Here is a 12,209-nt window from a genome sequence, read left to right on the forward strand (position 1 = left end):
GATCAGTGCGTCCGCACTGAACACGATGACTAGCTTCGGTATGCCGGTGTCGGTAAAAATCTAAAAACGGACCGAAACTGGGGACGTTTTTGCCTGGCGTCGATTAATTCAACAACGCCTTTGCAACCACGCTATGCGAAAAAGGTGGCCGACGCCGACAGTCTGATGGCGGTCATCATCGCGCAGGCGATGAACCACGGCAACCAGGTCATGGCGCGCACCAGCGACATTCCCTACCATGTGCTGGAATCAACTTACCAGCAGTACCTTCGGCAAGCGTCGCTGAACGCGGCCAACGACTGCATTAGCAACGCCATCGCCGCGCTGCCGATCTTTCCTCACTACTCGTTCGACCTGAATACGCTGTATGGTGCCGTTGATGGCCAGAAGTTCGGTGTCGAAAGGCCGACCGTAAAGGCACGATACTCGCGCAAATACTTCGGGCGCGGCAAGGGCGTGGTCGCCTACACGCTGCTATGCAACCACGTGCCGCTCAACGGCTACCTGATCGGTGCGCATGACTACGAGGGCCACCACGTGTTCGACATCTGGTATCGCAATACGTCGAATATCGTGCCGACCGCGATCACTGGCGACATGCACAGCGTTAACAAGGCCAACTTCGCTATCCTGCACTGGTACGGACTGCGCTTCGAGCCGCGTTTCACCGACCTCGAAGACCAACTTCAGGAATTGTATTGCGCCGACGATCCGGCGCTGTATGAGAAGTGCCTGATTCGCCCAGTCGGCCAGATTGACCGGCAGCTCATCGTCAGCGAGAAGCCGAATATTGATCAGATCGTCGCCACGCTGGCCCTCAAGGAAATGACCCAGGGTACGCTGATCCGCAAGCTATGCACCTATACAGCGCCGAATCCGACACGGCGGGCGATCTTCGAGTTCGACAAGCTGGTGCGCAGCATCTACACGCTGCGCTACCTGCGCAATCCGCAACTGGAGCGGAACGTGCATCGCTCGCAGAACCGCATCGAGTCCTACCACCAGCTTCGCTCGACCATCGCGCAGGTCGGTGGAAAGAAGGAATTGACCGGGCGCACCGACATAGAAATCGAGATCAGCAACCAGTGCGCCAGACTGATCGCCAATGCGATCATCTATTACAACTCGGCCATTCTGTCGAGGTTGCTGACGATGTACGAAGAGAGCGGCGACGCCAACGCCGTGGCGCTGATTACCCAGATATCGCCCGCAGCGTGGCGGCACATCCTGCTCAACGGGCACTATACCTTCCAGAGCGGCGGCAAGATGATCGACCTGGACGCGCTTCTCGCGGGGTTGAAGCTGGGGTGACGGAAATTTCGGCGGTTCCGGCTTACAACCCCTTCTTGGGAGTGGGGCAACAGTATCGCTCAAGCGCAAAAATCCGCGCGGCCGTGTGACCCTCGTTTGAACCACGCCAAATTAACGATAAATGTGTTGCATATTTTAAATATATGTATATAAATTGACAATTAGTTGCCCAGCAGCATAATCGCTGGCTATGCGCTAGCTCCGGCACCGATCACCACTGACACGCTCATGCTCAAGACCCGTCTTTTCCTGCGCCGCTTCCATCGTCGCCTCGTCGCCTGCGGCTTCGCGATGTGCGCGTTGACGCCACTGTGCGTCGGCGCCCAACAGATCGACGACAGTGCCAAGCCGCCGCCATGGCGCTTCGGCGCGTATGGCAGCCTCGGCGTCGTCCATTCGAGCGAATCGGCGGCCGACTTCAGTGCCAACGGCATCAATCCGGGCCGCGCCGGCGCCTCGCACGCCTACGCCTACGACGTCGACAGCCGCCTCGCCGCGCAGGTCGACCTGATGCTCGACGCGCAATGGTCGGCTGTGCTGCAAGTCGTTTCCGAGCGCGATCTCGACCACGATTTCACGCCGGCGGTGGAGTGGGCCAACGTCAAATACCGCTACTCGCCGGAACTGAGCGTGCGGCTCGGCCGCATCGCGCTCCCAATTTTCCTCATCGGCGACTACCGAAAGGCGAGCTACGCACTGCCGTGGGTGCGCCCGCCCGTGGAAGTCTATTCCACGCTGCCGGTGTCGAACAGCGACGGTATCGACGCCACCTACAGCTGGAGCGCCGGCAAGGTCAAGAACATCAGCCAGGTGTCGTTTGGCGGTACCGACTTGCGCACGACGGCCACGTCGCGCGCGCGAGCGCGCCAGCTCATCGGCCTGTCGAACACCAGCGTGATGGGGTTCCTGACCGTGCGCGCAAGCGCGATGACGACCACGCTCACGGTCGACATCGCCAAGCCCCTGTTCGATGCCTACCGCCAGTTCGGGCCCGCTGGCGCCGCGCTCGCCGCCAAATACGACGTCGACAGCAAACGTACCTCGATCGGCGCGATCGGTTTCAATTGCGATCCGGGCAACTGGTTCTTGATGGGCGAGATCGGCCGCATGAACACGCGCTCCTACATCGGCGACAAGACCGTCGTTTACCTGAGCGGCGGCTACCGCTTCGGCGACCTCACCCCCTACGTGACGTACGCGCGCGCGCGCGTGCACCAGGCCACCAGCGACGCAGGCCTGTCGACGGCCGGCCTGCCGCCTCAATTTGCGCCGACTGCGGCCTACCTGAACGGTCAGCTCAACGCCTTGCTGAGCACCATCGCGTCCCAGCGCACCGCCACGGCCGGCGTGCGCTGGGACGTCATGCGCGACCGCAGCCTCAAGCTGCAGTTCGACCGGCTGCACCCGCAAGGCGGTTCGAGCGGCACGCTGATCAATGTCCAACCGTCGTTCCGCTCCGGCCATTCGATCTACGTGGTCAGTGCCATGCTCGACTTCGTCTACTGAGCGGGAACGTCCGATGATCAAACAACTGTGTTGTCTCATTGCGGCCGGCCTGTTCTGCACCGGCGCCGCTGCGGCCAACCTGCTCGTGATCGTTTCGGCCAAGAGTTCAAGCATGAATTTGCGCGCCAACCAGGTCGCCGACATCTTCCTGGCGCAAGACGCGCGCTTCCCGAACGGCACCGACGTGACGCCGCTCGACCTGCCCGTCGGCTCGTCCGTGCGCGACCTGTTCTACCAGAAGGTCACCGCCAAGACGCCGGCGCTGGTGCGCGTCTACTGGACCAAGATGGTGTTTACCGGTCGCGGCCAACCGCCGCGCGAAATCAGCAACAGCGTGGCGATGCGCAAACTGGTCGCGGCCAATCCGGGCTTCATCGGCTACATTGACAGCGCCGCGCTCGACGACAGCGTGCAGGTCGTACTCGCCGTCGGCAAGTGAGCATGGCGTTCACCCTCGAGCGGTCGCGCGCACGTGTCGGCAGGATCGGCGTGCTCAGTCTGACGACCGACACGCCATGGTCGCTGCCGTTGTTCGCGCTGTTATTGCTGAGCGTGATCTGGGGGGCGACGCTGCACCTTGTCGAGCGCGACCGCGAATCTGCCGTGCGCGCCACCAAAGAAACGCTGGGCGAACTGCTCGACACCTACGAGGCGCAGGTGGGGGACCGTAAGGATTCCTTCGTAAATGAGTAACATCGGCGATGCCGCTAGACTTTGAACGTTGCACCATAGTCAATAGGCCCGAGCTTCCGATCACGCAATTCGTACATCCCGAAACGATTTGCGTGATGCGTTCGATACGGACTGAACGCGGCGAGCAGTTCGGGCGTCAACTGCATGCCTTCAGCTTCCAGCTCCTTGAATGCCTGCGTCATCGTGTGGCAGTTATGAAAAATCAGCAGGTTGGCGACCAGGTGGTTGTACTTGATGATTTTCAACTGGTTCTCGCGTGCATTGTCTTCTATGGTGTCGGAGCCGAAATACGCCCACTGGGCGAAGTTGTTGAACCCTTCGCACTTGTTCTGGGCGGCCTGGATGGTCTGACGCAGCTCGAGGTCGCCGATATATTCCAGAAGGAACATCGTGCGCACGGCACGGCCCAGTTCGCAAAAGGCAAAGTACAGCTTGTTTTTCCGGCTGGCGGTGCCCAGCTTGCGCAGGATAGTCGACGGCGAAATGCGGCCTGCCTGAATCGATTGTGCCACTTGCAGCATGTCCGGCAAGTGGCACGCGATCAGGTCCCAGTCAATCACGTCCTTGGAAAACAGGTCGTCGATGTGTTCGTAGGTCGTGTCACTGGCCGGGCGAAACCATTTCAGGTCTTTCCAGTTGCGAATCCGTGGCATCAGCTTGATGCCCAATAAAAATGCCAGTCCGTAGACCGGCGCGCTTTGGGCTTGCGTGTCGCCATGCAAAATTTCGGGCTGGATGTCAGACGTGTTCTTGGTGAGCCCGTCGAGGATATACACGGCCTCCCAGACGCCACAGGGGATGAAGTGAGAAAACAGCGCAATGTAGGTATCGCTGACGTGATAGTAGGCGATGCCGCCGTAACCGCCGTAGCGAATATGCCTCTCCGACAGCAAATTGTTTTCGTACAGATTCCATTGCGTGCCGTCGGCGGCGGCCCGCTTGGTGTCACCCCAATACTGCGGCAGCTGAAATTGGTTGTAGCCATTGATCACCATGCTGATTGCGGACTCCAGCTTTTCGGTCGTGACCTGTCGCTGATTGACGAAGGACACTTGCCGCGCGCTTACGTCGGCAATATTCTTTGAGATCTGGGTTGGCCCTATGCCGGTGCCGTAAGCGAACACCGTCAGGATTTTGAGCCGGTCTTCGTCATGCAGTTTGCCTTGGTGGCCGCTCAGGGGGCCGAAGTGCTTCCCCCAGCCCAGCCATTGCATCGTGTCGGCAAGCACATCAAGCAACGACAGTTCAAGTCGGTCGAGCTTGCGCCGTAGCGCATCATCAAGTTCCTTAAATCCGGTTGGCAGCGCCCTTTTTTGATATCGGTCCAGCTTGGGGCGTCCGTCAACGATATTGAAATGCGGATTCGCCAGGTAACCCTGGTCGGCCTGTTGTGCGGCCTGCGTCAGGAGCGTACGCACGTGGGTGACAAACTCGGTACTGCTCACCGGGATGCCGACTTTTTCGCCATAGTCGGCACGTGTGCGCTCGCACTCCTCCATTGGCACCAGCTCATCCCGATGGTCCGAATACGTATCGCTGCCGGTCACACAAACGTCACCAGACTTCAGCTCCCGTACCATCTGCGCGCAGAAACAGACTTCGAACTGGCGCCGGTTGATGCGCGTCGGGGCAACGTTGCGCTGGACTTCGCCAGTCACGAGCTTCCACCATTTTTCCGGAATCCAGGCAAGGTTCGCCGGCGTCAGGCGCGCGCTGTCAGCAGCCGTGAGCGTTATCCATTCGTGGTGCCGATGCCGATTCGCCAGCACGAAGGCCAACGCTTGCTCGACGCCGGCATCCTAACTGGTCGCAACCAGTGGCAGTTTGTTGAGAATGCGCATGACCTCGGCGCGGCGAGGCTTGAAAAGATGCCAGAAAAATCGGCATTGGTTTTTGCCGCCCTACTCGGCATGCTGGCGGGAAAACACGCACAAGTCCGGGCGAGCCGTGACGGTATTGCGGATGCCCTGCAATTGTTCGACATCCGGCTGGTTGGAATTGAGCAGCGTCTCCATCGCCGCGAACCGCCGCAGAATCTCGTCGGTCTTTTCCTGATTGTCGGCCAGGTATTTTTCCAGCGCTTCGTCGGCGGCATGCTCCACTCGCTTCATCTGTTTGCAAAAAATATCGCACAGGTCGTCGGACACGCGCGCCAGACGCTGCCGAATCAGGGCCAACGTTACTGCATGGCCCTTGGGTGCGGCCATGTCCATCATGCTGGCCGCGTCCAGGCTGTTGCCTTCGAGCGCCCACTGCTTGATCTTCACGAGAGGAGTCGGCTTGAGCAGCACGGCATGGCATGACAGTCCGGTCAATTGGTCGTAACGTGCCACCAGGTCGCGCATGCCGTCGATGGTCGGCAATGCCGCATCTTGCTTGATATCGTTCCAGGTGCTGACATGGCGCGGGTCGTCGCCCACCACGTACAGCGCATCCAGAAATGCCCGCCCGCTCTCGCCCAGAGCTGCCTCGATGCGCGCATACATCGCCTGCGTCGTCGAGGTCCGCCGGGCGCGCGCCTCGCGCACCAGCGTGTCGAAGGCTGGCAATTCATAACTGTGGCGCACCAGTGTCTCGATGCCGATGTTCACGATATCGATCACATCGTCCTTGGTCAGTGCCGCGTCGGCCAGCGTTTGCTGCAGCAGTAGCTTACCTGGCTCGCTGAACGCCTTGACCGACAGAAATTGACGGACCGCTGACAAGTGCTTGCGCCTGGCTTGCGATGCATCGTAGCTGCGCAAATTGTCGCACTCGCAGGATGCGCCGATCACCGCGCCGATATGCTCGACAATCGCGCCCGGCACCTGAACGGACGTGACGAAATAGCCGAGCCGCTGGTAGGTTTTGAGGAGCAACGCAAAACCCAGCCGAGTCGTATCCGACCGGGTCGCGCCCTCGCAAAAAATACGCACGGCGTCGGTCAGCGTGTAGAAGCGCTCCAGCTCGACGGGAGAGAGGCGACTTTTGAAGCGTGGATAGGCGGTGTCGCTTGGTTGCAATTTGGCAAGTTGGAAACGTAGTGCAAGAAAAACGACCGTTTATCTTGCGATCATGAAAGTGCCCCAACTGGACCGAAAAACCACAAGAAAACCCATTGAGAAGAACAACGCAATATTGTACCCTTGAATTCGGCTTTTCTTGTACATTTGGGTGCACTATGTTGGTTGGGTATGTTCGCGTTTCTAAAAACGATGGTAGTCAGACACTTGCGCCTCAGCGCGATGTACTGATCGCCGCTGGCATCGATCCAAGCCGGATCTACGAAGACCTTGCCTCTGGCCGCAAGGACGACCGGCCCGGGTTGAATGCTTGCCTCAAAGCACTCCAGCCTGGCAATACGCTGGTGGTATGGAAACTAGATAGGCTTGGTCGCGACTTGAAGCACTTGGTAACGACGGTGGATGAATTACGTTCCAGAAGTATCGGCTTGAAAGTATTGCCCGGTGCTGGCGCACAGATCGACACAACAACGGCGAACGGGCGGTTGTTTTTTGGAATTTTTGCGGCGCTCGCCGAGTTCGAGCGAGAATTGATTGCCGAGCGCACGCATGCGGGCCTTGCTTCGGCAAGGGCGCGTGGGCGTCAAGGCGGGCGACCGCGTAAGATGGATCGGGCAGCCGTGATGATGGCGATGGCGGCGATGGCGGACCCCAAAGCCAATGCCGTCGAAGTAGCGCGCCGTTTGGACATCACGACCACGACCCTTTATGCATATGTGAATGGTGATGGCACGTTGAAGCAAGCAGGGCAGAAGATTTTGATTAAAACGTAGCTGGATCGGCAGAGAACGGCCAATAGCAGCCGCTCACCTTATGTTTGAGAACTTGCCAAGAATCATGACGCAACTTCACGAAATATCATCAGTTCGCCAAATACCCGGAGATCAGGACGAATCGCCGGACGCATACCCCAGATGGACGCCGTCAGAGGCGCGCGGGACGCTCATTGATTTGTGGGAGTACCGCAAGAAGGGTAGCAAGCACTAGATCCAGAGGGCGCAGGCCTGGTGGTACGAGACCCCGCCGCGAGACAAGCCCTTGTTCAACCACGCGGTGCGCTCTCAGGCCGTCATTGCAGGAATGGCCTCCAGGATCTTAAGGACGGCGTCGAAGTCGGCCGGCTTGACCAGATGATGGTCGAAGCCAGCTTCGCGAGTGCGTTCACGGTCGCTCTCCTGCCCGTACCCGGTCAAGGCCACCAGCACCAGATCCTTCAGTGCAGGCAGCTGGCGGATGCGTCGGGCCACTTCCAGCCCTGTGAGGCCCGGCAGGCCGATATCCAGCAGCACCACGTCTGCCGGAAAGCTCTGGACTGCCTCCAGCGCCGCTTCGCCATCGTGGACAACCCGGACCTCGTGCCCATGCATGGCCAGCAAAGCCCCCATGGACTGGGCCGCATCCACGTTGTCGTCCACCACCAGCACGCGGCAGCACTTGCCGGCAGGCCGGACCACTTCGGCTTGCGGCGGCAACAGGGGCTTCAGATCGAGGGATGTGACGGGCAGCAGCACGACGAATTCGCTGCCCTGACCCAGGACGCTGGTGACGGATACGTTGCCGCCATGCAGTTCGACCAGGCGCTGCACCAGGCACAGGCCGATGCCCAGGCCGCCTTGCGAGCGGTCCAGTGACTTATCGGCCTGCGTGAAGAGGTCGAAAATGTGCGGCAGCAGTTCGGCGGCAATACCGATGCCCGTGTCCCGCACCCGCAGCACGGCCTCCTGGCCATCCTGGGCGACCGACAGCCAGATGCGCCCGCCCGGATCGGTGTACTTCGCGGCGTTGGTGAGCAGGTTCACTACGACCTGCTCCAGCCGGGACGGGTCGGCCTGTAGCCAGACCGGGTGAGGCGGCGCCGATACCTCCAGAACATGCCGGCGCTCCTCGAGTAGCGGCTGAGCGGTTTCGATCGCCCTGTGCAGGACGCCGCTCAGGGCGATGCGCTCCAAACGCAGCTGCACGCGGCCAGTCGTGATGCGCGAGATCTCCAGCAGCTCTCCCACAAGGTGCTTGAGTTGCCCGAGCTGGCGCTCGATGATGCCGAGTGCCTGCCGCTGCACCGGGTCTTTTTGGGGCTGCAGCCGCAGCATGTGCAAGGCATTGGTCATGGGCGCGAGCGGGTTGCGCAGCTCGTGGCTGAGCATTGCCAGGAATTCGTCCTTGCGGCGGTCCAGGTCGGAGAGCGCATGCGCCTGCTCCTGCAGCTTGCGCTCAACGTTTTTACGCTCGGTGATGTTGTTGAAGATCACCGCCACCTTCAGGCTGCCCTCCCCGCCAATGCGAAAGGCCCGGGTCTCGAACCACCGCTGCTGCGCCTTGCTCTCGACCTGCACCCGCACCGGCTCCCCGGTCAGCGCGACCTTGCCGTACATCTCGAACCAATACGGCTCGTGGTCCGGCAGGAGTTCCAGTATCCGCTTGCCCGTTGCATCGAGCAGGCCGCACTGCTGCTCGAACGCCGGGTTGACCTCCAGGATCAGATAGTCCACTGGCCGGTTGGCCGCATCAAAGATCATCTCGATGATACAAAAACCCTCGTCAATCGCATTGAAAAGGCCGCGGTAGAGGACCTCGGATGCGTGCAGGGCATTTTCCGTCTCCACTTGCGCGGTGATGTTGTTGAACAGGATGGCGATTTTCCGGCTTTCCGGTCCGCCCAGTCGAAAGCAACAAACCTCGAACCAGCGATTGATCGGCTTGACTTCGTCGATACGCCGTACCGGCTCGCCGGTCAACGCGACCCTCCCGTAGGCGTCAAGCCAACGTTGTTCAACATCGGGGATGAGCTCGCGCACCCGCAGGCCCAGCACACCGCTCATCCCTGTCAGCTTCTCGAACGCAGGATTGACTTCCACATAAGTGAAATCGACCGCCGTGTCATTGTCGTCGAAAATCATCTCGATTACGCAATAGCCTTCGTTAATCGAGTTAAGCAGGCCGCTGTAGCGTTCTTGCGCTTCGTTCAAATTCTGCTCGTTTTGTCTGCGTTCGGTGACGTCGACGGCACTGCCGATCCATTCACGGATGGCCCCTTGCGCATCGAGCAGCGGCACCGCACGCGAGCGAGCCCAGCCCACGCTGCCATTCAGCCGACGGACCCGGTGCTCCATCTCGAACACGCCCCGGGCGCGGATTGCCTCGGCGATCGTCGCCAACAAGCGCGTCTGGTCTTCGGGGTAGATATATTCGGCCAGCCAGTTGTTCGTTGGCTGGGGGGCGTCGGCGATGAAATTGTGTCCGACCAGCTGGCTCATCTCGCTCCAGTCAGCGTTCATGCGGTAGACCACGTTCGTGCCAGAAGTGACGAAGGCGTGAAAGCGTTCCTCGCTGGTGCGCAAGGCCGCCAGCGCTTCGACCTGCGTCAATCCCGCTTCCGGCGGCATCTGGATCCAGCTTGCATTCGACATCGGCGCCCCCCCGGTTGCGCGGAAGACGGTGGCGCCGGAGAGTCCGGAGTCGAGTTCAGCCGTTGCAGTATGACAGCTTCCCCCTCCGGTTGGCCACACTCCAAATTCCCCTACCTTTGGCCGGGGTCGCGGTAGGGACCGTTGAGCTACGAAGCGCAGCGCGGCATGGACCCGCATCGGACCTATGCGGCCACGCCCGAACGCGAACCGCTTGGCGTGCTCGACGCATGGATGTGGGCCCGCGAAAAGCGCGGAAAGGCTGGTGTGCGTCCGGGGCTGAAAGATCCTGATATTTCAATGAACACGGGCGTGCGGACGTAGGGGCTGAGTATTATTGAGATCTATTTTTTTATTCATTCCCGATGTCGGCTTCGGGACGGTAGCTGCCGAGGCAGCCGCAACGCCGTAACCGTCGAGTACAATGTGCTGAGATCGGCCAAGAGCAGACATCTTGCGGATCTGCCTTTTCAGCTATGACGCCAGTCGATGGAAGGAAAAGCCCGCCTTATAATGGCTCACCTATTGGAATATGCATCCCCGATGAACTATTCCTCTCTAGAAAAATTTGTTACTCTTTCTCAAAGCAGTGTCATGCATGAGGCGATCAGGGAATACCACTGGAAACAGACGCCTGTGGGTAAGCAAGACGACTGGCCGGTAGTAATGCAGATGACAGTCAAGCTCGTTCTCGCGTCACCCGTTCCGATGGTGACCCTATGGGGAGACGAAGGCACTATCGTTTATAACGATGCCTACATTGCATTCGCGGGCAGCTACCATCCAAAACTGCTTGGACGCCCGATCCGCGATGGCTGGCCGGAAGTCGCGGATTTTTGCGATGAAGTAATGCAGCGCGTGATGCGTGGCGAATCCCTTTCGTTCCGCCAGCGCGAGATGACTCTGCATCGTCACGGACACGCAGAACGGGTTTGGCTCGATTTGGACTTCTCTCCGATAACGGACAAGGACGACATCGTGCTGGGCGTGCTGGGTATCGTGGTCGAGACTACCGACAATTACCGAGCCAACGAAACCTTGGCATTTGATAGAGAACGTCTGAGGATGATGTTCGACCAAGCACCCGGCTTCATGGCCTTGCTAAGCGGGCCGGATCATGTGTACGACATGGTGAACCAATCATATCTATCCCTGGTCGGCCATCGAGATGTGTTCGGAAAGGCAGTCGCCGTAGCGATTCCAGAAACAGTCGAGCAGGGCTTCATTGCGATTCTGGACCATGTTTTCCAAAGCGGCGAGGCGTTCTCTTCGACTGCTGCCCCGATCACATTTTATGATGCTGATGGCCAATCGCGGCAACGCTATATTGATCTTGTGTACCAGCCATTGCGTGACGCGACAGGCGCGGTATTCGGAATTTTCGTCGAAGGTAGCGACGTTACAGAATCTGTCCATACGTTCAAAGCCCTACAGGCAAGTGAAAGCCAGCTTAAGGCCGCGAGCCAACGCAAGGATGAATTCCTCGCAATGCTTGCCCACGAACTGAGAAATCCGCTTGCGCCGATCTCGAGTGCTGCAGAAATGCTTAAAATGATTAGCAATTGCGATGCTAAGGTACTCAGGGCGGCTGAGGTAATAGCCCGCCAGGTAAAGCACATGAGTGTACTAGTTGATGACCTCTTGGACGTTTCACGTGTTACCAGGGGGCTTGTAGAGTTGAAGATGGGCGTAGTCGATCTGATTGCTACTGTCGAAAGCGCGGTCGAGCAGGCTCGGCCATTGCTGCAGTCCAAGAAGCATACGCTGGTCGTCAGTCATACACCTGTTCTTCCATCTCTAATCGGCGATCGAAATCGGCTTGTCCAAGTGATCGTCAATTTGGTCAACAACGCAACTAAATACACGCCAGACGGCGGAACCATCACTCTTGCAGTTCACAATGACGGAAATCACATATTAATTGACGTGGAAGACAATGGTATCGGCATCGGCGCGGACTTGCTGCCTCATATCTTTGACATGTTTACGCAAGCTGGACGAACGCCTGACCGAGCGCAAGGCGGGCTAGGTATCGGACTGGCGCTCGTCAAAAGCATTGTGACCTTGCACCGTGGTGAGGTTAGAGCATCCAGCGCGGGGCTAATGGCTGGCAGTAAGTTCACGGTAATCCTTCCCCGGCACTCGGACTAGCCAAGCTTAGCTTGCTTTTGAACGGCGTTGTTGAATTAATCGACGCCAGGCAAAAACGTCCCCAGTTTCGGTCCGTTTTTAGATTTTTACCGACACCGGCATACCGAAGCTAGTCATCGTGTTCAGTGCGGACGCACTGATC

The 12,209-nt window shown here is 59.0% G+C and carries 8 protein-coding genes and 2 pseudogenes; 7 read left to right on the plus strand and 3 right to left on the minus strand.

Annotated features, from left to right (window positions below):
- Positions 1-102 precede the first annotated feature (102 nt).
- The 4 genes and pseudogenes from ACP7EY_RS23305 to ACP7EY_RS23320 form a co-directional block, all read left to right on the plus strand.
- Positions 103-1,311 (plus strand): annotated as a pseudogene (locus tag ACP7EY_RS23305) (Tn3 family transposase); the annotation flags it as partial.
- 228 nt (positions 1,312-1,539) lie between these two features.
- Positions 1,540-2,817 carry a hypothetical protein gene (locus ACP7EY_RS23310; protein ID WP_426197644.1) on the plus strand — a complete coding sequence of 426 codons (1,278 nt, stop codon included), beginning with the start codon at positions 1,540-1,542 and terminating at the stop codon, positions 2,815-2,817.
- Positions 2,818-2,830: 13 nt separating this feature from the next.
- A complete protein-coding gene (locus ACP7EY_RS23315; protein ID WP_426197645.1) occupies positions 2,831-3,256 on the plus strand; it encodes a phosphate ABC transporter substrate-binding protein in 426 nt (141 codons plus the stop codon).
- A 2-nt stretch (positions 3,257-3,258) separates the two neighbouring features.
- Complete coding sequence (locus ACP7EY_RS23320; protein WP_426197646.1) at positions 3,259-3,510, plus strand: hypothetical protein; 252 nt, start codon at positions 3,259-3,261, stop codon at positions 3,508-3,510.
- 14 nt (positions 3,511-3,524) lie between these two features.
- On the opposite strand, the gene ACP7EY_RS23325 is transcribed toward ACP7EY_RS23320, so the two are convergent.
- Positions 3,525-5,279: a transposase gene (locus ACP7EY_RS23325; RefSeq protein WP_426197651.1), complete on the minus strand. Its 1,755-nt coding sequence runs from the start codon at positions 5,277-5,279 to the stop codon at positions 3,525-3,527.
- Positions 5,280-5,411: 132 nt separating this feature from the next.
- Positions 5,412-6,512: a DUF4158 domain-containing protein gene (locus ACP7EY_RS23330; protein WP_426197647.1), complete on the minus strand. Its 1,101-nt coding sequence runs from the start codon at positions 6,510-6,512 to the stop codon at positions 5,412-5,414.
- Positions 6,513-6,670: 158 nt separating this feature from the next.
- Between ACP7EY_RS23330 and ACP7EY_RS23335 the strand changes: the two genes are divergently transcribed.
- Positions 6,671-7,285, plus strand: a complete 615-nt coding sequence (locus ACP7EY_RS23335; protein WP_426197648.1) for a recombinase family protein — start codon at positions 6,671-6,673, stop codon at positions 7,283-7,285.
- 288 nt (positions 7,286-7,573) lie between these two features.
- Here ACP7EY_RS23335 and ACP7EY_RS23340 read toward each other — a convergent pair whose 3' ends face one another.
- Positions 7,574-9,919, minus strand: coding sequence for an ATP-binding protein (locus tag ACP7EY_RS23340; protein WP_426197649.1), 2,346 nt, complete (start codon positions 9,917-9,919; stop codon positions 7,574-7,576).
- Positions 9,920-10,054: 135 nt separating this feature from the next.
- Here ACP7EY_RS23340 and ACP7EY_RS23345 point away from each other — a divergent pair.
- Positions 10,055-10,204, plus strand: a pseudogene (locus ACP7EY_RS23345) (IS4 family transposase); the annotation flags it as partial.
- Positions 10,205-10,459: 255 nt separating this feature from the next.
- Positions 10,460-12,067: a PAS domain-containing sensor histidine kinase gene (locus ACP7EY_RS23350; RefSeq protein ID WP_426197650.1), complete on the plus strand. Its 1,608-nt coding sequence runs from the start codon at positions 10,460-10,462 to the stop codon at positions 12,065-12,067.
- The last annotated feature ends 142 nt before the right edge of the window (positions 12,068-12,209 follow it).

It is taken from the genome of Massilia sp. DWR3-1-1 (assembly GCF_049898325.1).
Taxonomy (GTDB): Bacteria; Pseudomonadota; Gammaproteobacteria; order Burkholderiales; family Burkholderiaceae_D; genus JAFCUW01.